The sequence below is a fragment of the Sphingopyxis indica genome (assembly GCF_900188185.1).
Classification (GTDB): domain Bacteria; phylum Pseudomonadota; class Alphaproteobacteria; order Sphingomonadales; family Sphingomonadaceae; genus Sphingopyxis; species Sphingopyxis indica.
In genome coordinates, this window is sequence record NZ_FZPA01000004.1 from 39,814 (window position 1) to 66,562 (window position 26,749).

General features: G+C 67.2%; 25 protein-coding genes and 1 pseudogene. 9 read left to right on the top strand and 17 right to left on the bottom strand.

All coding sequences use genetic code 11. From position 1 onward, the window contains the following. Positions 1-136 precede the first annotated feature (136 nt). The 4 genes and pseudogenes from CHB69_RS07330 to CHB69_RS20500 form a co-directional block, all read left to right on the top strand. Positions 137-700 (top strand): regulatory protein RecX, encoded by a 564-nt coding sequence (locus CHB69_RS07330; protein ID WP_089215355.1) that lies wholly within the window; start codon positions 137-139, stop codon positions 698-700. A gap of 191 nt (positions 701-891) precedes the next feature. Further along, positions 892-1,359: a DUF192 domain-containing protein gene (locus tag CHB69_RS07335; RefSeq protein WP_089215530.1), complete on the top strand. Its 468-nt coding sequence runs from the start codon at positions 892-894 to the stop codon at positions 1,357-1,359. Positions 1,360-1,573: 214 nt separating this feature from the next. Further along, positions 1,574-1,960: an NADH:ubiquinone oxidoreductase subunit NDUFA12 gene (locus tag CHB69_RS07340; RefSeq protein ID WP_089215356.1), complete on the top strand. Its 387-nt coding sequence runs from the start codon at positions 1,574-1,576 to the stop codon at positions 1,958-1,960. A gap of 239 nt (positions 1,961-2,199) precedes the next feature. Beyond that, positions 2,200-2,370: pseudogene (locus CHB69_RS20500) on the top strand (DUF2155 domain-containing protein); the annotation flags it as partial. A 35-nt stretch (positions 2,371-2,405) separates the two neighbouring features. Here the strand turns inward: CHB69_RS20500 and aat are convergent. Beyond that, positions 2,406-3,125, bottom strand: a complete 720-nt coding sequence (aat, locus tag CHB69_RS07350; RefSeq protein WP_245836630.1) for a leucyl/phenylalanyl-tRNA--protein transferase — start codon at positions 3,123-3,125, stop codon at positions 2,406-2,408. A gap of 65 nt (positions 3,126-3,190) precedes the next feature. Next, positions 3,191-4,015 (bottom strand): class I SAM-dependent methyltransferase, encoded by an 825-nt coding sequence (locus tag CHB69_RS07355; RefSeq protein WP_089215532.1) that lies wholly within the window; start codon positions 4,013-4,015, stop codon positions 3,191-3,193. A gap of 60 nt (positions 4,016-4,075) precedes the next feature. Here CHB69_RS07355 and CHB69_RS19650 point away from each other — a divergent pair, with 60 nt between their 5' ends. Continuing rightward, positions 4,076-4,264, top strand: a complete 189-nt coding sequence (locus CHB69_RS19650; RefSeq protein WP_141133932.1) for a hypothetical protein — start codon at positions 4,076-4,078, stop codon at positions 4,262-4,264. 90 nt (positions 4,265-4,354) lie between these two features. Here CHB69_RS19650 and CHB69_RS07360 read toward each other — a convergent pair whose 3' ends face one another. The 6 genes from CHB69_RS07360 to CHB69_RS07385 form a co-directional block, all read right to left on the bottom strand. After that, positions 4,355-5,848, bottom strand: a complete 1,494-nt coding sequence (locus CHB69_RS07360; RefSeq protein WP_089215357.1) for a TadA family conjugal transfer-associated ATPase — start codon at positions 5,846-5,848, stop codon at positions 4,355-4,357. 396 nt (positions 5,849-6,244) lie between these two features. Further along, positions 6,245-6,502: an ATP synthase F1 subunit epsilon gene (locus CHB69_RS07365; protein ID WP_089215358.1), complete on the bottom strand. Its 258-nt coding sequence runs from the start codon at positions 6,500-6,502 to the stop codon at positions 6,245-6,247. A gap of 146 nt (positions 6,503-6,648) precedes the next feature. Beyond that, the gene (atpD, locus tag CHB69_RS07370; RefSeq protein ID WP_089215359.1) at positions 6,649-8,187 is read right to left on the bottom strand and encodes a F0F1 ATP synthase subunit beta; all 1,539 of its coding nucleotides are present in this window, start codon (positions 8,185-8,187) and stop codon (positions 6,649-6,651) included. A 14-nt stretch (positions 8,188-8,201) separates the two neighbouring features. Continuing rightward, positions 8,202-9,077, bottom strand: coding sequence for a F0F1 ATP synthase subunit gamma (locus CHB69_RS07375; protein ID WP_089215360.1), 876 nt, complete (start codon positions 9,075-9,077; stop codon positions 8,202-8,204). A 94-nt stretch (positions 9,078-9,171) separates the two neighbouring features. After that, positions 9,172-10,701 (bottom strand): F0F1 ATP synthase subunit alpha, encoded by a 1,530-nt coding sequence (gene atpA / locus CHB69_RS07380; RefSeq protein ID WP_089215361.1) that lies wholly within the window; start codon positions 10,699-10,701, stop codon positions 9,172-9,174. Between the two features lie 38 nt (positions 10,702-10,739). Continuing rightward, entirely contained in the window at positions 10,740-11,306 is a 567-nt protein-coding gene (locus CHB69_RS07385; protein ID WP_089215362.1) for a F0F1 ATP synthase subunit delta, read from the bottom strand. A 211-nt stretch (positions 11,307-11,517) separates the two neighbouring features. Here CHB69_RS07385 and CHB69_RS07390 point away from each other — a divergent pair, with 211 nt between their 5' ends. After that, positions 11,518-12,243 (top strand): dienelactone hydrolase family protein, encoded by a 726-nt coding sequence (locus CHB69_RS07390; protein ID WP_245836611.1) that lies wholly within the window; start codon positions 11,518-11,520, stop codon positions 12,241-12,243. An 84-nt stretch (positions 12,244-12,327) separates the two neighbouring features. On the opposite strand, the gene CHB69_RS07395 is transcribed toward CHB69_RS07390, so the two are convergent. The 4 genes from CHB69_RS07395 to CHB69_RS07410 are packed head-to-tail and all read right to left on the bottom strand — an operon-like array spanning position 12,328 to position 15,032. Next, positions 12,328-12,921 (bottom strand): lambda-exonuclease family protein, encoded by a 594-nt coding sequence (locus CHB69_RS07395; RefSeq protein ID WP_089215363.1) that lies wholly within the window; start codon positions 12,919-12,921, stop codon positions 12,328-12,330. Positions 12,922-12,936: 15 nt separating this feature from the next. Then, positions 12,937-13,224: a type II toxin-antitoxin system RelE family toxin gene (locus tag CHB69_RS07400; protein WP_089215364.1), complete on the bottom strand. Its 288-nt coding sequence runs from the start codon at positions 13,222-13,224 to the stop codon at positions 12,937-12,939. Further along, complete coding sequence (locus CHB69_RS07405) at positions 13,211-13,459, bottom strand: type II toxin-antitoxin system Phd/YefM family antitoxin (protein ID WP_089215365.1); 249 nt, start codon at positions 13,457-13,459, stop codon at positions 13,211-13,213. Before CHB69_RS07405 ends, CHB69_RS07400 begins: the two co-directional genes overlap by 14 nt. Positions 13,460-13,490: 31 nt before the next feature. Next, positions 13,491-15,032, bottom strand: a complete 1,542-nt coding sequence (locus CHB69_RS07410) for a S1C family serine protease (RefSeq protein WP_089215366.1) — start codon at positions 15,030-15,032, stop codon at positions 13,491-13,493. 103 nt (positions 15,033-15,135) lie between these two features. On the opposite strand from CHB69_RS07410, the gene CHB69_RS07415 reads away from it, so the two are divergent. From CHB69_RS07415 to CHB69_RS07425, 3 genes are read left to right on the top strand one after another with little or no spacing between them, the layout of a single operon-like run. Next, positions 15,136-15,606, top strand: a complete 471-nt coding sequence (locus tag CHB69_RS07415) for a DUF1203 domain-containing protein (protein ID WP_089215367.1) — start codon at positions 15,136-15,138, stop codon at positions 15,604-15,606. Beyond that, positions 15,603-16,637 (top strand): bifunctional DNA-binding transcriptional regulator/O6-methylguanine-DNA methyltransferase Ada, encoded by a 1,035-nt coding sequence (gene ada / locus CHB69_RS07420; RefSeq protein ID WP_089215368.1) that lies wholly within the window; start codon positions 15,603-15,605, stop codon positions 16,635-16,637. Before CHB69_RS07415 ends, ada begins: the two co-directional genes overlap by 4 nt. Further along, positions 16,634-17,395 (top strand): isocitrate lyase/PEP mutase family protein, encoded by a 762-nt coding sequence (locus tag CHB69_RS07425; protein WP_089215369.1) that lies wholly within the window; start codon positions 16,634-16,636, stop codon positions 17,393-17,395. Before ada ends, CHB69_RS07425 begins: the two co-directional genes overlap by 4 nt. A gap of 138 nt (positions 17,396-17,533) precedes the next feature. On the opposite strand, the gene CHB69_RS07430 is transcribed toward CHB69_RS07425, so the two are convergent. From CHB69_RS07430 to CHB69_RS07450, 5 genes are all read right to left on the bottom strand, one after another. Further along, positions 17,534-19,129: an alpha/beta hydrolase gene (locus CHB69_RS07430; RefSeq protein WP_089215370.1), complete on the bottom strand. Its 1,596-nt coding sequence runs from the start codon at positions 19,127-19,129 to the stop codon at positions 17,534-17,536. 58 nt (positions 19,130-19,187) lie between these two features. Beyond that, positions 19,188-20,768: a hypothetical protein gene (locus tag CHB69_RS07435; RefSeq protein ID WP_089215371.1), complete on the bottom strand. Its 1,581-nt coding sequence runs from the start codon at positions 20,766-20,768 to the stop codon at positions 19,188-19,190. An 81-nt stretch (positions 20,769-20,849) separates the two neighbouring features. Further along, on the bottom strand, positions 20,850-23,018 hold the full coding sequence (locus tag CHB69_RS07440; protein ID WP_089215372.1) for a primosomal protein N': 2,169 nt from the start codon (positions 23,016-23,018) through the stop codon (positions 20,850-20,852). A gap of 316 nt (positions 23,019-23,334) precedes the next feature. Beyond that, the gene (locus CHB69_RS07445; protein WP_089215373.1) at positions 23,335-24,420 is read right to left on the bottom strand and encodes a PepSY-associated TM helix domain-containing protein; all 1,086 of its coding nucleotides are present in this window, start codon (positions 24,418-24,420) and stop codon (positions 23,335-23,337) included. Positions 24,421-24,576: 156 nt separating this feature from the next. After that, complete coding sequence (locus CHB69_RS07450; RefSeq protein ID WP_089215374.1) at positions 24,577-26,748, bottom strand: TonB-dependent receptor; 2,172 nt, start codon at positions 26,746-26,748, stop codon at positions 24,577-24,579. Between the last annotated feature and the right edge of the window lies 1 nt (position 26,749).

The window sequence follows — 26,749 nt, forward strand, 5'->3', positions numbered from 1 at the left end:
TGGCCATGTCTGCGCTCGTCGATCCCTTGCAAGTGGAACAAATCGGCCATTTCGGGCCTTCAGTGGAGGTGCTGATACCCGATATGGCGGCGCTGGTCGTTCTCAATCAGGCCCGACTGTGGCATAAACATGGCATATGGCCAATCGCCGTCCTTCATCGCGCAGAACCCTCGATGCGGCGCGGCTCCACGAACTGGCGCTCGCCTATGTGGCGCGATTCGCGACCAGCCGCGCGAAACTGGGGCGCTATCTCTCTCGAAAGATAGGCGAATCCGAGTGGACGGACCCGCGTGACGCCATGGCGGCGTGCGCCGAAATCGTCGCGAAAATGGACCAGCTCGGCTTTGTCGACGACCGCCAATATGCCGCGATGCGCGGCGCGGCGATGACGCGGCGCGGGCTCGGCGCGCGGCGGATCAAGGCGCAGCTGTGGGTCGACGGGATCGACGAGGCCGATGCGGGCGAGGCGATGGAGAGCGCCGCCGCGGCCGCGCTGGGGTCGGCGCTGGGCTTTGCGCGGCGGCGGCGCTTCGGGCCGTTCGCGGCGGCGCGCGCCGACGATCCGGGCCTGCGCGAAAAGCAGGTCGCGGCCTTCGTGCGCGCGGGGCACGCGCCGGGGCTCGCGCGGCGGATTCTGGCCATTGCGCCTGGCGACGCGGACGCGCTCGCGGCGCTGGACGCCGAGATGGGGGGCGATTAGCGCGATTTGCTTTCGACCTGGTCCGCTTCCCCGAGCGAAGACGAGGGGCTCGTTCGAGCGAAGCGAGAACCTGCATCGTCGCGGCCTCGACTGCGCTCGGCAATGCCCCTCGTCTTCGCTCGGGGAAGCGGATTGATTGGTTTTCCGCAATTCGCTCTAAGCAGGGTCTGTCTTCGGGGAAGGAATTGATCATGCGCGCAGTCTTCACCGCTCTCGCCCTGTCGCTCGCGGCGCCGCTGGCGTCCTGTTCGGGCGGCGCCGATGCCGCCGCCGATAGCGCGCAGACGATCCCGCTGACGATCGCGGCGGCCGACGGCAAGACGCACCGCTTCACCGTCGAGGTCGCGCGCAGCGAGGAGGAGCAGCGCAAGGGGCTGATGTTCCGCACCGACCTGCCCGCGGGCACGGGGATGCTCTTTCCCTTTCCCAAACCCAAGATCGCGAGCTTCTGGATGAAGAACACGCTGATCCCGCTCGACATGATCTTCATCCGCAGCGACGGCAGCATCGACCGCATCGCCGAAAACACCATCCCCGAATCGCTCGAGCCCGTGGTCAGCGGCGGCGAGGTCGCGGCGGTGCTCGAGGTCGCGGGCGGCACCGCGGCCGAACTGGGGCTCGACGAGGATGCGAAGGTGAAGTGGGCGGATGGCAAATAGGCCGAGTCTTCTCCAACCGTTTGTCCTGAGGAGCCATTGAGCCTGTCGAAATGGCGTCTCGAAGGGCGCCACGCTGCGGCCCTTCGAGACGAGCCCTCGACAAGCTCGGTCTCTCCTCAGGACGAGCGGCATTCGGGGTTACCCGATGTCATCCTGCTCCGACATCCGTTTCCCGCTTGCGAAGCGCGCGGGCTTGCGGGTAAACGCGGCGGCCATGAGCATATTGGCCAAGATTTTCACCTGGTGGGACGGCGCGACCGTCGGGACACTGCTGAACAGCTGGAAGAATGGCGAGCAGGTCGGCGAGGACGGCCTCGGCAACCGCTATTTCCGTTCGCGCGACGGCAAGCGCCGCTGGGTGCTCTACAAGGGATCGAACGATGCGAGCCGCGTGCCGCCCGAATGGCACGGCTGGCTGCACGGCACCTTCGACGAACTGCCGTCCGAGGTGCTGCCCGCGCCGCGTCCGTGGCTCGCCGAGCCGACGCCCAACCTGACCGGCAGCCTTGGCGCCTATCGTCCGGCGGGCGCGCTCGAACGCGGCGGCCACCGCGCCGCGGCGACCGGCGACTATGAGGCCTGGCGGCCCGGCGCCGAGTGAGCCGCGCGGTGCCGCGCCTGCCCGTTTCCGCGCTCGCCGCGCTCGTCGCCGCGAGCCTCTTGACCGGTTGCGACCGGACCGGCGGCGAAGGCGGCGGCGCATCGAAGGCGCCCGCGATCGAGCGCAGCGGCGACGTCCCGCGCGAGGTCGGCGGGATCGAGGGCGCGACGCCGATGGAAGAGCGCGTCGCGGTGCTCGGCCTGCTCAACAAGCGCAACGGCATCGTTCAGGAGCTGGAGATGAAGCCCGGCGACACGGCGCGCGTCGGCCGCGCGATCGTGCGCCTGCGCGCGTGCGAGACGACCGTGCCGTGGGAAGCGCCGCCCGAGACCGGCGCCTTCGTCCAGCTGACCGTGCAGGACCAGCGCGACGACAAATGGTATCGCGTCTTTTCGGGCTGGCTGTTCAAGGAGCGGCCCGACCGCAATGTGATCGAGCATCCGATCTATGACGTGTTCGTCAAAAGCTGTGCGATGACATATCCGGGCGGCGAGCCCGTCGAAACGCCCGCATCGCGTCCGGCGGCGCCCAAGGCGTCGAGCGCGCCCCAGTCGCCGGCGACGAACGGCGGCGAGGGGAGTTCGGAGGCGGCGGCCCCGGCGCCGGCGCCCGTCCCTTCGTCCGCGCCCAAGGCGGCGCCGTCCGCGGACGACAGCACCGAATAGAGCCGCGCGAGATAGTCGGCCTGCGGGATTTCGACCGCGCCGAGGCTGGCGAGATGCGGGGTGAGGAACTGGCAGTCGAGCAGGCGCCAGCCGCCCGCGATCAGCCGCGCGACGAGATGCGCGAGCGCGACCTTCGATGCGTCGCGCGTACGGCTGACCATCGATTCGCCGAAGAAGGCGCGCCCGAGCGAGACGCCGTAAAGGCCGCCGACGAGGCGGCCTTCGTGCCAGCATTCGACGCTGTGCGCATGGCCGAGGCGAAAGAGTCGCGCATAGCTCGCCTCGATCAGCGGGTTGATCCACGTCGTCGGCCGGTCGGGCGCGGGCTCCGCGCACAGCGCCATCATCCGGGCGAAGGCGGTGTCGGTGGTGACGCGAAAGCGGTCGGAGACGATGACCTTTTTCAGGCTGCGCGACAGGCGGAAGCCATCGAGCGGCAGGATCGCGCGCAGCCGCGGTTCGACCCAATGCACCGACGGGTCGTCGGCCCCGTCGGCCATCGGGAACAGCCCCTGCGCATAGGCACTGAGCAATAGCGCGGGGTCGATCGTGTCCGGATGCTTCGTCAGCTTGCGGGCTTCACGAATTTCAGCGTCATGCGGTCCGATTCGCCGATCGCCTGATATTTGGCCTTGTCGACATCCTTGTTCGTCAGCGTCGGCGGCAGCGTCCACACGCCCTTTTCATAATCGTGCGTATCCCTGGGGTTCGCATTGACGTCGCTCTCGCCGGCGAGCTTGAAGCCCGCGGCCTCGGCAAAGCCGACGATCGACGAGCGCTTCATATAGCCGCTCTTTTCCTCGAGCGCCGAATCCATGTCTTCGGGCAGGCGATGGTCGACGACGCCCAGCGTGCCGCCGGGTTTCAGCATCGCATAGATCTGCCTGAAGGCTTCGGCCGTGTTGTCGGTGCCCGCGAAGCGCCAGTTGTGGACGTTGCGGAAGGTCAGCACGACATCGGCGCTGCCGTCGGGCACCTTCGCGCCGCCCTTGTTCGGAAATTCGGCGAGCTTGACCGCGCCATAGACGTCGGGCTTGCCCGCCTGCCACGCCTCGATCGTCTTGAGCCGGCCTTCGGGGGCCGCGGCATAGAGCGTGCCGCCGCCGGCCCGGCTCAGCGGCGCGAGGATTTCGGTGTACCAGCCGCCGCCGGGCCACAGCTCGACCACCGTGTCGCCGGGCTTCACCCCGAAAAAGGCGAGCGTTTCGGCGGGGTGGCGATAAGTGTCGCGCGCCGTGTTCGCGGGCGTGCGGCTCGGCGCGGCGACCGCGGAAGCGATCGGATCGGCGGCGGCCGCGCTCTCGCCGGCGTTCGCCTTGTCGGGCGATGCGCTGCACGCAGCGGAAAGCGCGATCAGCGCGGCACTTGCAACAAGGGGGTAAGCACGCATATCGGGCACCTCGCGAAATGGGGGGATGACGCCCGCCATAGTGCGGAGGGAAGGGCCCGGATGCAAGTGTCCATGCTGTCGGTGAGTATCGCCGCGGCCGCGCTCTTCGTGCTGGCCGAAGTGGCCGACTGGCGCCGCCGCAACCGCCGCGACGTCGACGACGTCGGCTTCATGCCGTGGCGCGCGATCGCGATGCTGTCGGTCGCGGTCGCGCTATTGAGCGCGGCGGTGTGGTTGCATCAGGGCTGACATAGGTCGGAATCGTCATTGCTTCGCTTCGCTCGCGATGACGAGGTGCGTCAATCGAACATCGTCATGCGCTGGGGCGACGGTTTCTGGTCAGAGGCACGCCTCGAGGAACGGCTGGTCGAAGCCGAACTGACGCGCCTTTTCGAGCGTGTAGGGGCGCAGGCCCATCGCGCGATATTCGCCGACGATCTTGCCGTCCTTGTCCTCGTCGAGATATTCGAACTTGAAGAGTTCCTGGGTGACGATGACATCGCCTTCCATGCCGATCACTTCGGTGACGTTGGTGACGCGGCGCGAGCCGTCGCGCAGGCGCTTGATCTGGACGATCAGGTCGACCGAGTCGGCGATCTGCTTCGAGATCGCTTCCTTCGGGATCTTGATGTCGCCCATCAAGACCATATTCTCCATACGGCCGAGGCATTCGCGCGGGCTGTTCGAGTGGAGCGTACACATCGAGCCGTCGTGACCCGTGTTCATCGCGGCGAGCAGGTCGAAACATTCGGCGCCGCGAACCTCGCCCATGATGATGCGGTCGGGCCGCATACGCAGGGCGTTCTTCACAAGGTCACCCATGTGGATCGCGCCGTTCCCTTCAAGGTTCGCGGGGCGCGTTTCGAGCGGCAGCCAGTGCGGCTGTTGCAGGCGAAGCTCGGCGGCGTCCTCGATCGTCAGCACGCGCTCGCCGGGGTCGATCATCTTGGAGAGGGCGTTGAGCATCGTCGTCTTGCCCGAGCCGGTGCCGCCCGAGATGACGATGTTGAAGCGGCTGGCGCCCGCGATCTTGAGCGCGGTACACATCTTCTGGCTCATCGCGCCCCACTGGCAGAGCATGTCGAGCGTGATCGGCTTGGCCGAGAATTTACGGATCGAGATCGCGGTGCCGCGCAGGCTCAGCGGCGGCACGATCACGTTGACGCGGCTGCCGTCCTTGAGGCGCGCGTCGGCGAGCGGCGTCGTCTGGTCGACGCGGCGGCCGACCTGGTTGCAGATGCGCTGCGCGATCTGGAACAGATGCTGTTCGTCGCGGAACTGGATCGGCGCGATGACGAGCTGGCCCTTGCGCTCGACATAGGTCTGATAGGGGCCGTTGACCATGATGTCGCTGATGTCGGGGTCGGCGAGCAATTCCTCGAGCGGGCCGAAACCCAAAAGTTCGTCGACGAGCACCTTTTCGAGCGCGAACTGCTCGCGGCGGTTGAGGGTGATGCGCAGTTCCGCGAGCACTTCGAGGATGATCGGGCGGAATTCCTCGGTCAGCTCGTCCTTCGACAGCGTCGCCGCGGCCTCCGGGTCGACGCGTTCGAGCAGGCGCGGCAGCACCTGTTCCTTGATCTTGTGGACGCTCGCTTCGAAGCCCTGCGCCTTTTCGGGCTCCATCGCCTCGGCGGTCGAGCGCGCGTTGAGCCGGTCCATCGCTTCCATCTCGGGCGCGCCTGCGGCCGGCGACGCCTCGTTGGCGGGCGGGGCGGTGTCGATCGCGGGAAACTGGCTTCCGCCGGCGGCGCCGGGGCCGCCCTGCATCGGCTTCGCGACGCCAAAGGCTGGGCGGCCTGCGGTTCCGGGGCGGCGTCCGAATGCACTCATCGCTTCATCCTGCTTTGATTCGGTCTGGGCAGGGAATGCGCGGCTTTCACCGACGGACCCCCATCAAGCAGAGTGAATAAAAGGGAAACTTTGATAATCTCCTAATGGCGGGAGCGGAGCGGGCGCGGTCGGACGGCCGAGTGGGCGGGCGAAGGGGCCGTTATCGACCGGTTGCGGACGCTCCGCATTTCATAACCTTGTCATTCCCGCGAAAGCGGGAATCCAGAGCGTGCGTCGGCTGGCTCCGCACCGGATTCCCGCTTTCGAGGGAATGACGAAGAGAGAGAGGGAGGGCCGTTTCCCACCCCAATCCGACCAATTCTCCCGGATGACATGGCCGCCACGAAAAAGGGGGCCGAAACCCCCTTTTGACGCCCAAGCGCGGATAGCCGCGCGTCAGCTTGCGATATGTTCGGCGAGGACGGTGAGGCCCGCTTCGTTCACTTCGGCGAAGCCGCCTTCGACCTCGATCGTTTCGGGCTCGCCGCCCTGGCGGTCGTAGATCGTCAGCGGGCCGTTGCGCAGCGTCGCCATGAAGGGCGCATGGCCTTCGAGCACCGAGAAATCGCCCTCGCTGCCCGGCACGGTGACCATATAGACGTCGCTCGACCGCTCGAGGCGGGCGGGGGTTACGAGTTCGAACTTCAGGGCCATGTCGTCTATTCCTATAGACCCTCCCCTTGAGGGGAGGGTTGGGGGGCCATCGGCGTGGCGCTGCCGTTCAGACCCACCCCGCTGCGACTAGCCGGCAAGCCGGCAAGTCTCGCTGCCCCTCCCCTGAAGGGGAGGGGTTTGGGTTATTACGCTTCCTCGGCCAGCTTCGCGGCCTTGGCGACGGCTTCGTCGATGCCGCCGACCATGTAGAAGGCCGCTTCGGGCAGATGGTCATATTCGCCGTCGACCACCGCCTTGAACGATTTGATCGTGTCTTCGATCTGCACGAACTTGCCGGGGATGTTGGTGAACACCTCGGCGACGTGGAAGGGCTGCGACAGGAAGCGCTGGATCTTGCGGGCGCGGGCGACGGTGAGCTTATCTTCTTCCGAAAGCTCGTCCATGCCGAGGATCGCGATGATGTCCTGCAGCGACTTGTACTTCTGCAGCGTTTCCTGAACGCGGCGTGCGGTGTCGTAATGCTCCTGACCGACGACGCGCGGTTCGAGAACGCGGCTGGTCGAATCGAGCGGGTCGACCGCCGGATAGATGCCGAGTTCGGAGATCGCGCGATTGAGCACGGTCGTCGCGTCGAGGTGGGCGAAGCTGGTTGCCGGCGCCGGGTCGGTCAAGTCGTCCGCGGGGACGTAGATCGCCTGCACCGAGGTGATCGAGCCCTTGGTGGTCGAGGTGATGCGTTCCTGCAGCGCGCCCATGTCGGTCGACAGCGTCGGCTGATAGCCCACCGCCGACGGGATGCGGCCGAGCAGCGCCGACACTTCCGAACCCGCCTGCGTGAAGCGGAAGATATTGTCGACGAAGAAGAGCACGTCCTGCCCTTCCTGATCGCGGAAATATTCGGCCATGGTCAGGCCCGAGAGCGCGACGCGGGCACGCGCGCCCGGCGGCTCGTTCATCTGGCCGAACACCAGCGCCACCTTCGACCCGTCGGGGGTCGGGTTGCCGTCGGCGTCCTTGGCGATGACGCCGGCGTCGAGGAACTCGTGATAGAGGTCGTTGCCTTCGCGGGTGCGCTCACCGACGCCCGCGAACACCGACACGCCGCCGTGACCCTTGGCGATGTTGTTGATGAGTTCCTGAATGAGCACGGTCTTGCCGACGCCGGCGCCGCCGAACAGGCCGATCTTGCCGCCGCGCGCATAGGGCGCGAGCAGGTCGATGACCTTGATGCCGGTGACGAGGATCGCGGCTTCGGTCGACTGGTCGACGAACTCGGGCGCGTCGGCATGGATCGGCGCGGTCATTTCGGCGTTCACCGGGCCGCGTTCGTCGATCGGATCGCCGATGACGTTCATGATGCGGCCGAGCGTCTTCGGACCGACGGGGACCGAGATCTGCGCGCCGGTATCGACCACCGCCTGGCCGCGGGTCAGCCCCTCGGTCGCGTCCATCGCGATGGTGCGGACGGTGTTTTCGCCGAGGTGCTGCGCGACTTCGAGGACGAGGCGGTTGCCGCCATTGTCGGTTTCGAGCGCGTTCAGAATCGCGGGCAGTTCGCCGTCGAACTGGACGTCGACGACGGCGCCGATGACCTGCGCGATGCGGCCGGTGCCGGCGGCGGTCGCGGCCGGCGTGGTCGCGGCGGCCTTCTTCGGCGCAGCCGGCTTCTTCGGCGCGGCCTTTTTGGCGGGAGCCTTCTTTTCAGGGGCGGGTGCGGTGGCCATGTGCTTCTTCCTGCTTACAGCGCTTCGGCGCCGGAAATGATTTCGACGAGTTCGGTGGTGATCGCGGCCTGACGGCTGCGGTTATACTGGATGGTCAGCTTGTTGATCAGGTCGCCCGCGTTGCGCGTCGCATTGTCCATCGCGGTCATCGAGGCGCCCTGCTCCGACGCGGCGTTTTCGAGCAGACCCTTGAAGACCTGGATCGTGACGTTGCGCGGCAACAGGTCGGCGAGGATTTCTTCCTCGCCCGGCTCATATTCGACCGCCGCGCCGCTGGAGGCCGGGGCCTCTTCGGGCGCGGGGACGGGGATCAGCTGCTGTCCGGTCGCTTCCTGAACGAGCGCCGAGCGGAACTTCGAATAGAAGAGGTGCGCGACGTCGAACGCGCCGGCTTCGTAAAGCTCCATCACCTTCGCGGCGATTTCGTGCGCCTGGTCGAAGCCGATGTCGCGGATGCCGGTGGTGTCGTAATTCTCGTTCGTCTGGCCGGGGAACAGCCGGTTGATCACCGGGCGGCCCTTGCGGCCGACGAGGAAGAAGATGACCTTCTTGCCCGCCGCCTGCAACTCCAGCGCCTTGTCGCGCGCGGCCTTGACGATGTTCGAGTTGAACGCGCCGGCAAGCCCGCGGTCGCTGTTGAGCACGAGCAGCAGGTGCGTGTCGCTCTTGCCGGTGCCCGAAAGCAGCGCGGGGGCGCTGTCGGCGGCGCCGACCTTCGACGCGAGGCTCGCGACGACGCCTTCCAGGCGCTCGGCATAGGGGCGCGCGGCTTCGGCGGCCGCTTGCGCCTTGCGCAGCTTTGCGGCGGCGACCATCTTCTTGGCCTTGGTGATCTTCTGGGTCGATTTGACCGAGTTGATCCGCCCTTTGAGTTCCTTCAGACTGGCCATAAGTCCCGTCTTTTACCTTTGTTTCGTCACCCCGGCGAAGGCCGGGGTCTCACCGTCGAGATCCCGGCCTTCGCCGGGATGACGAGGTGGGTGTTTACGCGAAAATCTTGGCGAAGGCGTCGAGCGCCGCGATCAGGCCCTTCTTGGCGTCGTCGCCGAGATCCTTGGTGTCGCGGATCGTCTTCAGCACTTGCGGGTGGTCGCTGCGCAGATAGGCGAGCATCGCCGCTTCGTAGCGCGTGACGTCGCCGACCGCGACGCTGTCGAGATAGCCGTTGGTGCCGGCGAAGATCGACGCGGTCTGTTCCTCGAACGGCATCGGCTGGAACTGCGGCTGCTTCAGAAGCTGCGTCAGGCGCGCGCCGCGGTTGAGGAGCTTTTGCGTCGCGGCGTCGAGGTCCGAGCCGAACTGCGCAAAGGCTTCCATCTCGCGATACTGCGCGAGCTCCAATTTGATCGAGCCCGACACCTTCTTCATCGCCTTGGTCTGCGCGGCCGAGCCGACGCGGCTGACCGAGAGGCCGACGTTGATCGCGGGACGGATGCCCTGATAGAAGAGGTTGGTTTCGAGGAAGATCTGGCCGTCGGTGATCGAAATCACGTTGGTCGGAATATAGGCCGACACGTCGCCCGCTTGCGTTTCGATGATCGGCAGCGCGGTGAGCGAGCCCGAGCCATTGTCGGCGTTCATCTTCGCCGCGCGCTCGAGCAGGCGGCTGTGCAGGTAGAAAACGTCGCCGGGATAGGCTTCGCGGCCCGGCGGGCGGCGGAGCAGCAGCGACATCTGGCGATAGGCGACCGCCTGCTTGGAAAGGTCGTCATAGACGATCACGGCGTGCATGCCGTTGTCGCGGAAAAATTCGCCCATCGTCACGCCGGTGTAGGGCGCGAGATATTGGAGCGGCGCGGGTTCCGACGCGGTCGCGGCGACCACGATCGAATATTCCATCGCGCCATTTTCTTCGAGCTGGCGGACGATCTGCGCGACGGTCGAGCGCTTCTGGCCGACCGCGACATAGATGCAATAGAGCTTCTTCGATTCGTCGTCGCCCTTGTTGACCTCCTTCTGGTTGATGAAGGTGTCGATCGCGACGGCGGTCTTGCCGGTCTGGCGGTCGCCGATGATCAGCTCGCGCTGGCCGCGGCCGACCGGGACGAGCGCGTCCAATGCCTTGAGGCCGGTCTGGACGGGTTCGTGGACCGACTGACGCGGGATGATCCCCGGCGCCTTGACCTCGACGCGCATCCGCTTGTCGGCCAGAATCGGCCCCTTGCCGTCGATCGGGTTGCCGAGGCCGTCGACGACGCGGCCGAGCAGGCCCTTGCCGACGGGGACGTCGACGATCGTGCCGGTGCGCTTGACGGTGTCGCCTTCCTTGATCTCCGAGTCCGACCCGAAGATCACGATGCCGACATTGTCGGCCTCGAGGTTGAGCGCCATGCCCTTCACGCCATTGGCGAATTCGACCATCTCGCCGGCCTGGACATTGTCGAGGCCGTGGACGCGGGCGATGCCGTCACCGACCGAGAGCACGGTGCCGATTTCGCTGACCGTGGCGTCGGTGCCGAAATTGGCGATCTGATCCTTGATGACCTTGCTGATTTCAGCGGCGCGGATTTCCATTATTCAGCCTTTCGTCGGGGCATTGGGCGTGCGGGCTTTCAGCCCTTCATCGCCTGGGCGAAACTGTTGAGACGGGTACGGATGCTGCCGTCGATCAGCTGGCTGCCCAGCTGGACGACGAGGCCGCCGAGGATGGCGGGATCGAGATGCGCCTGAATCTGGACGTCGCGGCCGACGCGCGTCTTCAGATTGGCGGCAAGCTCTTTGAGCTGCGCGGCGCTGAGCGGGTGGGCGCTCGTGACCTGCGCGGTCACTTCGCCGCGGTGTGCGGCGACGATCGCGTCATAGGCGTCGATCATCGCGGGCAGCTCGGCGAGGCGGCGGTTTTCGGCGAGGACGCCGAGGAATTTCGCGGTGAGCGTGTCGAGCTTCATCGCCCTGGCGACCGCGTCGATCGCCTTTTCGGCGTCGGCGCGGCTGATCACCGGGCTTTGGGTCAGCGTCCTGAGGTCGGCCGATTCGGTCAGGCCCGCGCGCAGGGCCGACAGGCTGGCCGCGACGGCGTCGATCTGATTCGATTCGCGGGCGAGGTCGAACAGCGCGACCGCATAGCGGCCCGCGAGGCCCGCCGTGATGTTGCCCTGAATGCCGCCGGAATTCTCCACGCGCGAAAGTCCTTCTCTTCGATCCCTGGGGGGGATGGCTGCGCGGATTTTTCCGGTCTCCGAAGACACCCCCGCTGCAAAGTCGGGGCGCGCGTAGCAACGATTTTGCAGCAATGCAAGGCGGCGGGAGGGACTCGTGGTGCGCCTTTCCTCACCCCGTTCGCGCCGAGGTTGTCGAAGCGCGCTTCTTTCTTCAAAACCGCCGCGAGGAATGAGGGGCTTCGACACGCGCGGTCCCAACGGCGAAGAGGAACAGGACATGGGCGAGATGATCCGGATGACGATGGACGATGGGGCCGAAATCGCGGTCTATCACGCCATGCCGGAGGGCGAGCGCCGCGGCGGGCTGGTGCTGATTCAGGAGATTTTCGGAGTCACCGATCATATCCGCGAGCTGTGCGACGACTATGCCGCCGATGGCTATGAGGTGCTGTCCCCCGCGCTGTTCGACCGCGAGCATCCGGGGTTCGAGAGCGACTATTCGGGGCCGCAGTTCGAGCGTGCGGTGCAGCTGGCGCGCGAGCTTCATCCCTTTGAGCAGAGCCTGAAGGATGCGCAGACCTGCATCGACGCGCTGAAAGCAAAGGGGCCGGTGTTCATCACCGGCTATTGCTATGGCGGGTCGGTCGCGTGGCGGATGGCGCAGATCAGCCCCGACCTCGCCGCCGCGTCGGCCTATTACGGCAGCCTCGTCCCGACGACGTTCGGGGACGCGGCGCCGCAATGCGCGACGATCGCCCATTTCGGCCGCTTCGACGCGGGCATCCCGATGGAAGGCGTCGAAGCGCTGATCGCGAAGGATCATCCGACCGCGCAGATCTTCGTCTATGAGGCGGGGCACGGCTTCAACAGCGACCGCCGCAAGGATTATCACGAAGCTAGCGCCGACCTCGCCAAAGAGCGGACGCTGATGCTGTTCAAGGCGTGCGGGGGGTAGAGCGAATTTCGAACAAAAGCTGTGCGCTCCCGCCTTCGCGGGGATACACGAGCCTATCAAATCTTTGGTCAAAAACGATCATGCTCAAGGCATTTCGGAGAGCGCCTTCAGCACATCCGCCTCGATGGCGCTCCAGAACCGATATTCGCTGTCGATCATTCTGCGGATATAGGGCTCGTCGCGCGGCACTTCGATGAGCAGCGGCTGTTTGCCGGGCAGGTAGCACCAGAAGTCGATCGCGTCGCAGCCCGAGACGGCGAGCGCATGTTGCAACTGCCCATAATAATAGCGCGGCACCGCGCGGTGGCGGCTGGCCGTCCGATAGGCCGATTCGCCGCATTTGATCTCGACCAATATCCGGTGTTCGGCGCAGATGCCGTCGAGGCTCGCGCGCATCCACGGGCGCGCCCGGCTCTGGATGCATCGCGGGCTGATCTCGATCTTTCGCCGGTCGCAATACAGGGCTCTGGCGGCGGGCTCCAGCGCGGTGCCGCGCGCCATCGCCGCATTGACGGGGCGGCTCCCATGCGGCCGCAATTTCTCGTGCCGCAACGCGGCGGGCGATTTCCAGGGGTTTTCGCGCATGATCGCCGGCGCGTCGGATGCGCCGATGCCGCCGGCCCGCCATTTCAGCCAGTCCGCACTGCCTTGGTCGAGGTCGACGATGTCAAAGGGCATGACGGGGATCGAAGGTCAAAGCCGGCGGGCCGCGGCTTTATAGGCCTCGTCGCGCTCGCGTTTGCCGATCGCGACGACGGCGACGATCAGTATGTCGTCTTCGACCTGATAGATGAGCCGGTAACCCGCTGACCGCAGCTTGATCTTGTAGCAATGCGCAAGGCCGTGCAGCCGGGCCGAAGCGACGTGCGGATGCTCCAGCCGTTGCTGAAGCTTCTTGCGGAATTGCGAGCGGATCGTGCTGTCCAGCCTGTCCCATTCCTTCTTCGCGTCTTCGAAGAATTCGAGCTTATAGGTCGTCAATGTCGACCCTGATCCGTTTCTGGCCCTGACGCTGGCGGACGATCTCAGCGAGCCGCAGATCGTCGAGGGTCTCCAGTATCTCTTCCCAAGCGTCGGCGGGGACCAGATAGGCTTCGGGCGTGTTGCGGTTGAGAATTGCCACCGGGGCGCCTTCCGCAGCACGGATCGCGGCCGACGGGTTTTTCTTGAGTTCCGAAATACTGATGCCGAAATCGGCGAGAAGCGGCTTTCCCATGACCTGTTAATAGGTCTTTTAACTGGTCATGTCAACGCCGTGCGACCTGCTGGCACCGATAGACCAGCCGCTCGTTCGGGGTCGGCGGCAGTACCGCCTTCACCGCGTCCTGCTGCGTCGTGAAGGCGGCGAGTGCTTGCGCGTTGGCGGTGCAGCCCTTGATGTCCGAAGCGGCGCGGATCTCGCGCGCCTTCGCCATCGTTTCGGCATCGAGCAGATAGCGCTCGACGCGATATTCGCGCGCCTCGGGGTCGATCGAGGCGATCGTCACCGTCGCCTCCTCATTGGGCACCAGGATGCGCTGCCAGCGCCCGTCGGCCCCGCGCGTATATTGGGTGCGGTCGTTGACGCAGCCGCCCTTGGCGAGATCGACCGGGACGTCGTCGGTCGACGAGACGGTGATGCGGCTGCGCTCGGGCTCGATCGTGCAGAGGAAATCGCCCGCGGCGACTTCGGGAGTCTCGGTGCCCGCCGCAGGGGGTTCGTCGGCTTCGCCTGCCAGATCCGACAGATCGGCGTGCGCGTCGGGGCGGGTGAGGAAGAGGATCGCCGCGATCAGGATCAGCGCGCCGCCGCCGCCGCCCGCGATCTTCGCATTGCGCAGCTTTTGCTGATTGTAGAAGAGCAGCCCCGCGCCGGCGCCGAGCGCGCCGAGCACGAACAGCACCCCGGCGATCGCGATGCGGTTTTCGCGCGCCGACAGCGCGGCATCGTTCGCGCGCTGGAGCTTCAGCTCGCGCTCGAGCTCAGCCTTCGCCTCTTTCTGCGCGGTGGCGGCGGCTTCGGCGCGCGCTTCAGCATCGGTCAGCGCGCGGTCGCGCGCTGCGGCTTCGGCCATCGTCAGACAGGAGGTGCCGACGCTGCGATATTCCTGCCGCGAATCGCTGAGGAAGCGGCCGACTTCGGGCACCGAGATCGCGAAGGCGAAGGGCGAATCGCCATCGTCGGCGCGGGTGATCGCGGTGTTGATCCCGACGATGCGGCCGCACTGGTCGACGAGCGGCCCGCCCGAATTGCCGCGCGAGATCTTGGCGGTGTGGACGAGCATCGCGACGCCGTCGACCGACTGGCGGTTCGACATATTGCCCTCGCTGCGCACCGGGGTGCGCGGGGTGATATAGTCGGCGGCGCTGCGCGCGGTCGCAAGGTCGACATTGCCGGGGTAACCGAGCGCGACGACGTCGGCACCCGATTCGAGCGGGCCGGTGTAGATCGCCGCGGCGGGAACGCGGCCTTCGGTCATTTCGACGAGCGCGAGGTCGCGGGTCGTGTCGATCGCGATCAGCTTGCCCGCATAGCTTTTCTGCCCCTCTGACGGGACGATTCCGAGCGCGACATTCTGCGGATATTTGGCCGCCGATTCGACGACATGCGCGTTGGTCAGGATGCGCGTCGGGGTGATCGCGATGCCGCTGCCGTGGCCGAAACCGACGACCTCGCCATCGACCATCGCGACGGTGACGACGCGCACGACGCTGCGCGACACGGCGCTGATGTCGTCGGCGGCGCGCGCCGGCATGGCGACGGAAAGGCTGGCAAGGACAAGGGCGAGCAGCGCGATCAGGCGGGTCATGGGCGCGCAGCTTAGAGGCGCGCGCTTTGAACGCAAGCATCGGGACGCGCGCGAAGGCGGGGCATGGCAACAGGGGGGGCGGACGAATGAAAGGACGTGTTTGATGACCTATGCGATCACCGGGCTCAGCCCCGAACCTTTTGCGCCGCTGTTCGAGATGAGCGACGCCGAACTGGCGGCGCGCGGCGCGCGGCGCGTCACTGCCGATGCCGACCGCGGCTTTCCGTGCCGCATCAGCCTGGAGGATGCGCGCGCCGGCGAGGAGCTGATCCTGCTCCACCATGTCAGCCACGACGTCGAAACCCCCTATCGCAGCGCCTATGCCATCTATGTTCGGCAGGGCGTCGCGGCGGGGACGTGGCGCGACGCGGTGCCGCCGGTGTTCGAGGGCCGCCCGCTCGCGCTGCGCGCCTTCGGCGCCGACGGCATGTTGCGCAGCGCCAGGCTCGCGGCGCCGGGCGAGGCCGACCGCGCGATCCGCGACCTGTTCGCCGACGATGCGATTGCCTATATCGACGCGCATAATGCGGCGCACGGCTGCTTCGCGGCGCGGATCGAAAGGGACGCGGCATGAGCTTCGAGACGATGACCGACGATCAATGCTGGGCGGTGATGCAGCGCCGCGACAAGGCCTATGACGGGCGCTTCATCGTCGGCGTGCTCACCACCGGCATCTATTGCCGCCCGAGCTGCGCCGCGCGCCAGCCCTTGCGCGAAAATGTCCGCTTCTTTCGCGACGGCGCGGACGCGCGCGCGGCCGGCCTCAGGCCGTGCAAGCGCTGCCTGCCCGACGATGTCGGGCGCGACGAGGCGGCGGTGCTCGCGGCGATCAAGGCGATCCAGACGAGCGAGGAACCGCTCGCGCTCGCCGACCTTGCCGCGCGCACCGGCTATTCGCCGACGCATTTCCAGCGCGTCTTCACCCGCCACACCGGCCTGTCGCCCGCCGCCTATGCCCGCGCGCTGCGCGAAGAACGCGCGCGCGAAGCGCTGAGCGAGGCGGGACGGGTGACCGACGCAATCTATGACGCGGGCTTTTCGGGGCCGTCGCGCTTTTACGAAAATATGGAGGGACGCATGGGAATGACGGCTTCGGCGTGGGCGAACGGCGGCAAGGGCGCGACGATCCACTGGGCGGTCGTGCCGACGAGCCTGGGCGACATGCTCGTCGCGGCGACCGGCAAGGGCGTGTGCCGCCTCTCCTTCGCCGAGGGACGCGAGGCGCTGGAAGAACGCTTTCCCGCGGCCGAACTGGTCGAGGGCGGCGCCGAATTCGCCGGCCTGCTCAAGCAGGTCGTCGATGCGGTCGAAACCCCCGCGCTCGGCTTCGACCATATTCCGATCGACGTGAAGGGCACCGCCTTTCAGGAAGCGGTGTGGCGCGAGCTGAGGAAGATTCCCGCCGGCGAAACGCGCAGCTATGCCGAGATCGCCGCCGCGGTCGGCAAGCCGAAGGCGGTGCGCGCGGCGGGGAGCGCGAACGGCGCGAACAATGTCGCGGTGCTGATCCCGTGCCACCGCGTCGTGCGCAGCGACGGATCGCTTGGCGGCTATGCCTATGGCCTGCCGATCAAGGAAGAATTGCTGAAAAGAGAGGCCCGATGATGACCGATAAAGTTGCCGAATTTCGAGCTCTGCACGTCCCGGGCGATCCGCTGATCCTCGTCAACATCTGGGATGCGGGGAGCGCCAAGGCGGTCGCCGCGGCGGGCGCGAAGGCGATCGCGACGGGCAGCTATGGCGTTGCCGGGGCGCAGGGACGCAGCGACGGCGAGGATTTTCCGCTGGAGGATGCGCTCGAGAATCTGCGCCGCATCCTGTCGGTGACCGATCTGCCGGTCACGATCGACATGGAATCGGGCTATGGCGCCGATGCGGCGGCGGTCGGCGTGTCGGTCGGCTGTGCCAGGGAAGCCGGCGCGGTCGGGATCAATATGGAGGATCGGCTCCCCGGCGTGACCGAGCTGCTCGCGCTCGCCGAGGCGCAGGCGCGTTATCGCGCGGCGGCGGACAGCGGGATTTTCATCAACGCGCGCTGCGACATGTTTCGCGGGCGCGACGCGGCGAAGGATGGCGAGGCGCTGGTCGCCGCGACGCTCGAACGCGCGCGCGCCTATGCCGATGCCGGGGCGGGATCGCTGTTCGTGCCCTTCCTGCTCGACCCCAAATGCATCGGCGCGATCTGCGACGCCTCGCCGCTGCCGGTGAATATATTGCGCGGCAAGGGCGGCCCGACGCATCGGGAACTGGCGGCGCTCGGCGTCGCGCGGATCAGCCACGGGCATCAGCCGTGGGCGGCGGCGATGGCGTGGCTCACCGGGCAGGCGGAACAGGTGCTGGGCGGCGACGAACCCGATTATTGAGCAAGACCCCTTCCGACCCGTTCGTCCTGAGGAGCCATTGAGCCCAGTCGAAATGGCATCTCGAAGGATCATGCGCAACGCCCGGTCCTTCGAGACGGGGCTTCGACAAGCTCAGCCCCTCCTCAGGACGAACGGACTTCAGTTTCCGGGTTTCGCTTCCGGCCGCGCCACCGAATATATTTCCTTCGCGATCGTCTTGAGCAGCGCCATCCGGTCGTCGCCCTCGGCATAGAGGTCGAAATGGGTGCGTTCGGGGACGAAGCGGAACGAGGATTGCGCCCCCAATTCGTCGAGCACCGCCTTCAGCCGCCGCGCCGCGCCGTCGAGGTAGAAGGTGTCGGCGGTGCCGACGATCAGGTGGATCTTGCCGTCGAGGTCGGGCTTCAGCTTCGGCCAGTCGCGCTTGACGATATGCGCGATGTCGTAATGCTCGCGCCACCAGGCCGCGACCGCGGGATCGACCTTGCCGGTCGCGCGGTCGAACAGCGGGCAAGGGCGCCCGTCGGGGCAGCGCGGCGAGAACACCCAGTCGAAGCTTGCGAACTGGCCGCCATAGGCGCCGAGCGCCGCTTCGAGCTGCGCGAACTGCTTCAGCGTCGCGATCACCTTGCCCTTGTCGCGGATCAGCGGCAGCGGCTGGCCATCGGCGCCGACATAGGCGTTGGCGTCCGGCGCGTAGATGTCGATATTGGTGAAGTCGTGGAAATCGCTCGGGTCGGGTGCGGTCGGCCAGGTGCCGCCGAAAATCTTCGGATAGGCGACCTGCAGCCACAGGGTCGACCAGCCGCCCGAACTGTGGCCGGTCAGGAAGCGGCCCGACGCGCGGGCATCCATCCGGTATTTTGCCTCGAGCGCGGGGATCGCTTCGGTGGTCAAGGCCGCCCCCCACGGGCCGTTGTTCGCCGAATCGGCAAATTCGTGCGTTCCGGTCGCGATATGATGGTCGAGGAAAACCCAGATCATCGGCGGCATCTCGCCCTTCGCCATCATCGCCGCGACACCTGCGGCGCTCATCTTCGCGCTATCGAGCGTGCTGCCGAAGCCGCCGTCGGAATAGACGGTCGGATAGCTGCCTTTGCCGTCCGCATAGCCGGGAGGCAGCGCGACCCAGCCCTTGATCGCGGTCGCGCGGCCCGAAAAACCGGTCATCAGCCGCGACGGAATGTCGACCGCCTCGACGCTCTTGAGGCCCATCTCGACATCGGTGCGGCGATTGGCGGGAAGCTGGGCAAGCCGGTCCTCGAAACGCTTTGCCGGAAGCTCGCGGTCGAGCGTCAAGGTCGGGATCGGACCGGGCAAGCTCGCTTCGACCACCGCCGAGACGAGATCGCCTGCGCCGCGGCCGCCATAATTATAGTCGTGATTGCGGTCGAACACCGCCTGCAGCCGGTAGGTGCCGGGCGGCAGCTTCGACCAGGGGGTCGGGAAAGCGTCGGCCTCGGTCCCGACGAGCGCGGGTGTGCCTGGCGCCAGATGCGCGACCTCGCGCGCCGCGATCGCGGTGCCGGTGGGATTGAAGGCCGAGGTGTCGACCTCCTCCTGCGCCGGCGCGCCGGGTTCGATCCTTTGCGCAAAGACAAGCAGCCGCCCGCTTGCATCGCCGCCGAGATCCTGTGTTGTAACGACCGGCGCCGCCATCGGCGCGGGATCGGCAAGGACGGCGGCCGGGGCCGAAAGCGCCAGCGCGATGGGGACGAAGAGCGAAAGCGCGCGGCGCGAAGGTCGGTCGATCATGACGATGGTCTAGCCGCTGAAGATGCGCTGTAAAGGCTGATCGCTCACGCGGTAGAGATCAGCCCTCTTCCTCTTCCTTCGCCTTGCGGAAAATCTCCGCCATCTTGGTGCGTGCCTCGTCGAGCTTGCCCTCGTCGATCGCCTTGACCACCGCGAGAAGCAGATTTTCCTCTTTGCCGGCATGTGCCTGGAACGCGATCGGCGCGATCACCGAGCGCGCGATGTCGCCCTTGCCCTCGTCGAGGAGCTGGCGCGTCAGGACCAGCCGATATTGGGGGTCGTAGGAGGCGTTCGGATAGACTTGCTCGAGCGCGATCAGCGCCGCTTCGGGGACCGGCTCGCCCGCTTCGCGGAACGAGAGATAATAGCCGATCGCCGGCCGCGGATCGAGCGGGTCGAGGTTGCGCGCGCGCACGAAATGCGGGCGCGCCTTGGCATAGGCGCTCCTGTCGGTCTCGCCGCGTCCCATGAAGACATTGGCCTTCAGCAGATGCGCGGGGGCCGAATCGGGATCAAGCAGCAGCGCGCGGTCGGCCGCCGCCTCGGCGGCGTCCCAATTTTTCGCGTCGATCTGCGCTTCGCCGACCCACAGCTGCGCGGGCATGCTCTCGGGCCAGGCGGCGTCCTTGCCCGTCATGTCGCTCGCGACGTCGCGCGCTTCCTTGGCATCGACCCCGCGCTGGGAGCGCATATGATCGCGGATCAGCGCCTCCTCGGCGTCGGTCAGTTCGCGCATCGCGACCTTGGGCTCGACATAATTGCCGGGCTTGACGTCATAGCCCAGGAAGGGGCCGCGCTTGTACCGGCGCACTTCCTTTTGCAATTGGCCCAAGTCGCCGAAGATGCGCTTCGCGGCGGTCAGGCTGTCCTCGCCGCTGTTGAGCGCCTTCAGATATGCGACGAGCTGCCCCTGCCGGTCGGGGGCGAAGTTCAGATAATGCGAGAGCAGCCAGCCGAACGTATAGACCTGATAGCGCTGGATGTCGTTCAGCGACGCCTTGGTATCGAACAGACGCTCGAGCGGAATGTCGGGGAGGAAATCGAGCGCGGCGCCGCGCGACTGCGGCACGTCGCCAACGTGAAAGCTGCCGTCGTCCATGAAGCGGATCGTGCTGTAGAGCTCGGCGAACCCCTCGGTGTACCAGCTCGGATAGGCGGTGCTGAAGTTCGATAGCATGAAGTGGTGGGTATATTCGTGGAGCAGCACTGATTTGATGTCGAGCCGCGGCCCGGTGCGAATGCCCTTGCTCGTTTCGATCCGCTCGTGCGCCGGAACGAAGGATACCGGATTGCCCGCGCGCCCAATATAGAAGCCCGCGACTCCCGAGCCCGAGGCGTGAGCGAACACGGCGATATTGTCGGTATCGCCGCTGCGATAGACCTTGACCTTGTTCGCGCTGCCGACGTCTGGGCCGGGCACCGGCATATTCTGCAGCGTGCGCAGCGCATTGTCGAAGCGCTCGAGCAATGTCGCGAATTTTTCGGCGTCGTCGCGGTCGCTTTCGGAATAGACGACGAAGTGGGCGGTCTTGGCTTCCCACCATTCGGCCCTTGCCGCCGGGCTTGCCAGCAGCGCGCACATCGCCAGACCCGCGCCCAACAGCCTCGCGGCCTCGCGCTTCCAATTCGTCGCTGTCACCTTTTTCCCCCGTTTGCCCCTTTGACGGTGCCAGCATAGCGCGCAGGGTCGTCGCTTCAAGGGGCAGTCAAGCCCTTGGTCCTAAACGAAGCTGTAGGGATCGACGTCGATCGCGAGCCGCGCCTTGGCGGGCCAGTCGATGCGCGCGATCCAGTCGCGGATCGTGCCCTGGAGGTCGAAGCTGCGCGGCGCGTGGAGCAGCAGGCGGAAGCGGTGGCGGCCGCGCAGCATCGCGAGCGGCGCGGGGGCGGGGCCATAGATGGCGAGGCCGTCGGCGGCGGGCGCCTTCTGCCCCAGCCGCTGCGCGACCCCGCGCGCGACCTCGATATCCTCCGACGAAATGACGAGCGCGGCGAAGCGGCCATAGGGCGGCGCGCCGGCCTGTTTGCGTGCCGCGGCCTCGGCGGCGTAGAAGCCGTCGCGGTCGCCCGCGACGAGCGCCGACATGACGGGCGCTTCGGGGACGCGCGTCTGGATCAGCACCTCGCCGGGCTTGACCCCGCGCCCCGCGCGCCCCGCGACCTGGGCGATCTGCTGAAAGGTGCGCTCGGACGCGCGCAGGTCGCCGCCGTCGAGGCCGAGGTCGGCGTCGACGACCCCGACGAGGGTCAGGTTGGGGAAATGATAGCCCTTGGTGACGAGCTGGGTGCCGATGATGATGTCGACGAGTCCGCCCTCGACCGCATCGACGAATTCGGCGGCCTTGGCGGGCGACCAGAGCGTGTCGGAGGTGACGATCGCGGTGCGCGCGTCCGGGAAGCGCAGCTTCACCTCGTCGGCGACGCGCTCGACCCCGGGGCCGCAGGCGACGAGGCTGTCTTCGTCCTCGCATTCGGGGCAGAGGCGCGGCGGCGGCATGACATGGCCGCAATGGTGGCAGGCGAGGCGGTGGACGAGGCGGTGCTCGACCATCCACGCCGTGCAGTTCGGGCACTGGATGCGGTGGCCGCAGGTGCGGCAGAGCGTCAGCGGCGCAAAGCCGCGGCGGTTCAGAAAGAGCAGGCTCTGCTCGCCCTTGCCGAGCCGGCCGGCGAGCGCATCGACGAGCGGCGGCGCGAGCCAGCGGCCGCGGTCGGGCGGGTCGCGGCGCATGTCGATCGCGGCAAGGTCGGGCAGGGTCGCGCCGCCGTAGCGCGCGGGCAGGACGATATGGCGATAGCGCCCCGCTTCGACCTGGGCCAGGCTCTCGAGCGCCGGGGTCGCGCTCGCGAGGATCACCGGCAGCCCCTCGAACGATCCGCGCATCACCGCGACGTCGCGCGCATGATAATGGACGCCATCCTCCTGCTTGAAGCTCGTCTCATGCGCTTCGTCGACGACGATGAGCCCCAGATCGGCATAGGGCAGGAACAGCGCCGAGCGCGCGCCGACGACGATCTTCGCTTCGCCGCTCGCGATCGCGTGCCAGGCGCGGCGGCGCTCGGTGGAGCGCAGCCCGCTGTGCCACGGCACCGGCTCGCAGCCGAAACGCGCGGCGAAGCGCGTCAGCATCGGCTCGGTCAGCGCGATTTCGGGGAGCAGCACGAGCGTCTGCTTGCCCGCCTCGACGGCCGCCGCGATCGCTTCCATGTAAACTTCGGTCTTGCCCGATCCGGTGACGCCGTCGAGGAGCAGCGTCTCGAACCTTGCCGCCGCGACGGCATCGCGCAGCTGTCCGGCGGCGGCCGCCTGTTCGTCGGACAGGCCGGGCGGGGCGAAGGCCGGATCGGGTTCGGGACAGGGCGCGTCGGCCGAAACCTCGACCGCTTCGAGCGCGCCCGCCTGCACGAGCCCGCGGATCACCGCCTCGCTGACCTCGGCGAGTGCCGCGAGTTCGCGCACCATGCCCTGCCGCGCGCCGATCCTTTCCAGCGCCACTATGCGCTGCGGCGTCATCCGCGCGGGCAATTCGCCGGTCGCGCGATACTCGACGATCGGGCGGCGCGCGTCGGCGAAGGCGGCGCCGGGCAGCACCATGCGCAGCACTGCGCCGGGGGGCGCGAGATAATAGTCGCTCGTCCATTCGACGAGGCGGCGCAAGGGCGCCCTGATCGGCGGGACGTCGACAATCTCGTAGAGATTGCGCAGGCGATTGTCGCCGACGGGGTCGGGCGCGCCGAAGCTCGCCTCCTCCCACACCACCCCGCCCATCCGCCGCGGCCCCAGCGGCGCGACGACGACGCTGCCGAGCGGCGCCTCGCTGCCATGGGGCACGCGATAGTCGAGCGGGCCGAGGGCAGCGGTCAAAAGGAGGACGCGGGCGCGGGTCATGGATCGGGCAGGATATAGGCGTGGGAGCAAAATAGGAAAGCGGGGAAGGAAAATGCGCGCAGAGGCGCAGAGGAGGAATGGATAAAGTTCACGCGGAGACGCGGAGGCGCGGAGAGATTGGAGTTGCCGCGAAGCGGCCTTCCTTCTGCGGCGTTGCGATGAACGCCACCGAGGCGCGAGAAAGGGGCCTGTCGGCCCGGATCGTTTCTCCGCGTCTCCGCGTCTCCGCGTGAACCGAACCTTCTGCGCGCTCTGCGGCCTCCTTCGACAAGCTCAGGACGCAGTCTGCGTGAATCCAAAAAGACGCCCCGACGATTTACGATGGCGCCAGCGCCGCCTTTGCTTGCCGCTTCGCCGGTTTCGGGCGGCGGAACCAGAAGGTCCAGACCGCGAAGCTGCCGAGCATCGTCAGCGACAGGCCCGATACCGTCAGCAGCAGGCGATAGGGCAGACCGCCGACCTTGCCCGCGTGGAGCGGATAGGCCTTGTTGAACGCCTGCGCGCCCGGCGCCATCGCGAGCGCGTCGCGCGCGCCGAGCAGGCGGCCGGTGGCGGCGTCGAACCACAGCGTCGTGCGGCCATTGGGAAGCCATTCGGCGGGTTGGCGCATCCTGAGGCTGATCGGATCGCCCGCCCTCCGCGGCAGGCTGAGGATACGGAATTCGGCCGTGGGGAAGCGGCGATGCGCTTCGGCGAGCATCGCGGCATAGCCGGGCTTCGCCGCGAGCGGGCCGCTTTCATATTGGGGCGGCTCCATCGACTTGACCGTCTCGGCGACCGGGCCGAAGGGCGCGACGACACCCATTGCGAAGGGGCGAAAGATCATCATCGTGCCGGTGACGAGCGAGAGCAGCAGCAGCGGCGCGACGACGAGGCCGAGGTCGCGGTGATGGGTGACGATCGCGGGACGGCTCATCCGCCTTGGCCACAGCCGCAGGCGAAAGGTCGATCGCGTGCGCCACCAGAGGATGACGCCCGAGATCACGAAGAACAGCCCGCAAAGCCCCGCGATGCCGATCACCCATTCGCCGCTGTCGCCCGCGAAGAGATGATGGTGAAAGTCGAAGAGCCACAGCTCGGGCCGTTCCCACTGGCTCGCCCAGCGCGCCGCGATTTCGCCCGACTGGTCGGCGTAAAGCCCCGCGCCCTCGCCGAACCGCACCTGATGCAGCCCGAAGCCGTCGCGGGCATAGATGATGCCCTGCGGGGCGCCCGGCAGCGCCATGATCCTTTCGGTCGCGGCGGCGATGCCGGCGAGGTCGGCGCGGAGCGGATCGCCGGCATGCGGCACGCCGATCCATGCGTCCTTGTGGAGCAGGATCGTGCCGCTGAGGCCGAGCAGCGCGAGCAGCAGGCCGATGAGCCCACCCGTCCAGCGGTGGAGCGTGTCGAGCAGCTTCACGACGCCAGAAAGCCGGGGCCGGCTTCCACTCGCGCCTGTGCTCCCGCGGAGGCGGGAGCCCATCTCCCGCCGGTGCCATCTTGAACCGTCCGGAGATGGGTCCCCGCCTTCGCGGGGACACGCGGCTTGGTCTGACGTTCGACAGGCGTCCGCATTCTAGAACCGATAATCCCAGCCGAGCGTGAAGGTGCGACCGCGGCCCGCGAAGTTGAAGAAATCGTCGGTCGGCCGCTGGGTGTCGCTCGCGTAGCTGATATATTGCTTGTCGAACAGATTCTGCACCGACAGGCTGACCCCGCCGAGGCTCGTCTGATAGCGGATGAAGGCGTCGGTCAGATTATAGCCTTCGAAATCGTTGCGCGGGTCGCGGACGAGACCGCGAAAGCTGCGCGCGAGATAGAATTGCGTCTGGATGCGCGCCGAGACCGGGCCGTTCGCATAAGCGGCGGCGAGGTTGAGCCGGTCGGGCGAGATGTTCGCGCCGTCGAGGTCGGTATCGACCACATCGTCGCCGTCGGTGTCCGACCGCCCCTTGATATGGGCATAGCCCGTCGACAGCGTCAGCCCGTCGATCGGCATACGGACGGCAAGGTTGATCTCGATCCCCTCGATCTCGACGCGCTCGCGCACCACGGTGAAGATGCCGTCGCTGCCGGCGCGCAATCGCTGGCCGTTCTTGCTTGTCGACCAGAAATAGCTCGCGCTGGCATCGAGCGGGCCGCGCTTCACCTCGACGCCGATTTCGCGATTGTTCGAGACGATCGGCGAGATGTCGAGAAAGTCGTCGACATCGACGCCGGTGTCGGCGACCGCGCGGGTGATGCGGCCGACGTCGGGAACGGTGTAGCCCTCGGCATAGCTTGCATAGGCGCGGATGCCCGCGAGCGGCTCGACGATCACGCCGCCGTTGAGGAGCAGGTCGTCGAAGGTCGGGCTGCCGCCCGCGACATCGACGCCGCCATAGGTGGCGGGGTCGCTGCCGTCATAGGTGGTCGCGGCGAGCGTGTGATAATCGGCGATGCCGATCTTCACATTTTCATAGCGCGCGCCGCCGGCGAGGCGGACGAGGCCGCCCGCGAGTTCGAGGTTCGCCTGGCCGAAAGGCGCTAGGCTGCGGAAATCGGTCGGCGGCACCCAGGCGCGGTCGGTCGCGATCAGCCGCTGTTCGGTCGAATCCCACAGCGCGTCGAAACCTGCGATCAGGGTCAAAGCCTCGAAGCCGGGGACCGCGCGCTCATAGCTGATCTTGCCGCCATATTTGCGGCTGCGGTTCTGCGACTGGTCGAACAGCGTGCCGACGGGCGCGATCGCGGGGTCCTGAAAGCTCGCGATCGGGTTGGGCTCGCCGCCGAACGTGTCGCGGCTGCGGTTCCAGAAAATCTGGCTGACGAAATTGCCGCCGCCAAGGTCGCTGTCGGTCAGCGACAGCGCGACGCTTTCGGTGCGGCCCTGCGCAGGCGCTCCGGGCGGGGTGCCGCGCTCGGCGCTCGTCGGCAGGCCGGCGTCCTTGTCGCCGGCGACCGCGGCATAATCGCCGTCGCCCTTGAGTTCGAAGCGGCTCGCGATCAGGTCGAGCCGCATCGTGTCGGTGACCGCATAGCCGAAGCGTCCGAAGAGCGAGAGGGTCTCCGAATCCTGCGTCTCGCCCTGCGTCAGATTGATGCCGACCGGACGGCCCTCGCCGTCGAAAAAGACCCCGCGGCGCTCCCATGCGGCACCGACGCTCGCGTCGAAGCGTCCCGCCTTATACTGGACGAGCCCCGCGACCTTGCCGCCCATGCCGGCGCGCGAGAAGTCGTTGTCGGCGGTCGCCTGGAGCAAGGTGCGGCCCGACAGCCCCTCTGCGGCCGGCGCGCCGACGGTCACCTGGTTGACGATGCCGCCGGTGCCGCCGATGCCTTGCAGCGCGTTCGACCCGAAGATCACCTCGACCCGGTCGATGAAGAAGCCGTCGATCGTGAAGCCGTCGCGGCTGCCGTCGCGCAGCGGGGTCGATTGCGGAATGCCGTTGATCGCATAGAGCGGCGAGCGGCCGCGCAGCGTCTCGCCCGCGCCCGACAATTTCTGCCGCGTCGGCGAGAAGCTGGGGGTGAGCGTCGCGACCGCGTCGGTGACCGAACCCGAAATCGCGAGCTGCTGGTCGAGCGCCTCCTTGCCGATCACGTCGATGGTGAGCGGCAGCGCATTCGCCGGCAGGATCGAGCGCGCCGCGGTGACGACGATCGTATCTTCGCCGTCGGGCGCGGCGTTCGCGTCGCCCGGCTGGGCGAGCGCGGGGGTGGAAAGAGCGGTGCCGAGCAGCATCGCGACGGCAAACTTGCGAATCATT

Coding starts and splice junctions, on each gene's coding strand:
- CHB69_RS07330 (WP_089215355.1), top strand. CDS start 137: ATGGCCAATCGCCGTCCTTCATCGCGCAGAACCCTCGATGCGGCGCGG.
- CHB69_RS07335 (WP_089215530.1), top strand. CDS start 892: ATGCGCGCAGTCTTCACCGCTCTCGCCCTGTCGCTCGCGGCGCCGCTG.
- CHB69_RS07340 (WP_089215356.1), top strand. CDS start 1,574: ATGAGCATATTGGCCAAGATTTTCACCTGGTGGGACGGCGCGACCGTC.
- aat (WP_245836630.1), bottom strand. CDS start 3,125: ATGGCCGACGGGGCCGACGACCCGTCGGTGCATTGGGTCGAACCGCGG.
- CHB69_RS07355 (WP_089215532.1), bottom strand. CDS start 4,015: ATGCGTGCTTACCCCCTTGTTGCAAGTGCCGCGCTGATCGCGCTTTCC.
- CHB69_RS19650 (WP_141133932.1), top strand. CDS start 4,076: ATGCAAGTGTCCATGCTGTCGGTGAGTATCGCCGCGGCCGCGCTCTTC.
- CHB69_RS07360 (WP_089215357.1), bottom strand. CDS start 5,848: ATGAGTGCATTCGGACGCCGCCCCGGAACCGCAGGCCGCCCAGCCTTT.
- CHB69_RS07365 (WP_089215358.1), bottom strand. CDS start 6,502: ATGGCCCTGAAGTTCGAACTCGTAACCCCCGCCCGCCTCGAGCGGTCG.
- atpD (WP_089215359.1), bottom strand. CDS start 8,187: ATGGCCACCGCACCCGCCCCTGAAAAGAAGGCTCCCGCCAAAAAGGCC.
- CHB69_RS07375 (WP_089215360.1), bottom strand. CDS start 9,077: ATGGCCAGTCTGAAGGAACTCAAAGGGCGGATCAACTCGGTCAAATCG.
- atpA (WP_089215361.1), bottom strand. CDS start 10,701: ATGGAAATCCGCGCCGCTGAAATCAGCAAGGTCATCAAGGATCAGATC.
- CHB69_RS07390 (WP_245836611.1), top strand. CDS start 11,518: ATGAGGGGCTTCGACACGCGCGGTCCCAACGGCGAAGAGGAACAGGAC.
- CHB69_RS07395 (WP_089215363.1), bottom strand. CDS start 12,921: ATGCCCTTTGACATCGTCGACCTCGACCAAGGCAGTGCGGACTGGCTG.
- CHB69_RS07405 (WP_089215365.1), bottom strand. CDS start 13,459: ATGGGAAAGCCGCTTCTCGCCGATTTCGGCATCAGTATTTCGGAACTC.
- CHB69_RS07410 (WP_089215366.1), bottom strand. CDS start 15,032: ATGACCCGCCTGATCGCGCTGCTCGCCCTTGTCCTTGCCAGCCTTTCC.
- CHB69_RS07415 (WP_089215367.1), top strand. CDS start 15,136: ATGACCTATGCGATCACCGGGCTCAGCCCCGAACCTTTTGCGCCGCTG.
- ada (WP_089215368.1), top strand. CDS start 15,603: ATGAGCTTCGAGACGATGACCGACGATCAATGCTGGGCGGTGATGCAG.
- CHB69_RS07425 (WP_089215369.1), top strand. CDS start 16,634: ATGATGACCGATAAAGTTGCCGAATTTCGAGCTCTGCACGTCCCGGGC.
- CHB69_RS07430 (WP_089215370.1), bottom strand. CDS start 19,129: ATGATCGACCGACCTTCGCGCCGCGCGCTTTCGCTCTTCGTCCCCATC.
- CHB69_RS07440 (WP_089215372.1), bottom strand. CDS start 23,018: ATGACCCGCGCCCGCGTCCTCCTTTTGACCGCTGCCCTCGGCCCGCTC.
- CHB69_RS07450 (WP_089215374.1), bottom strand. CDS start 26,748: ATGATTCGCAAGTTTGCCGTCGCGATGCTGCTCGGCACCGCTCTTTCC.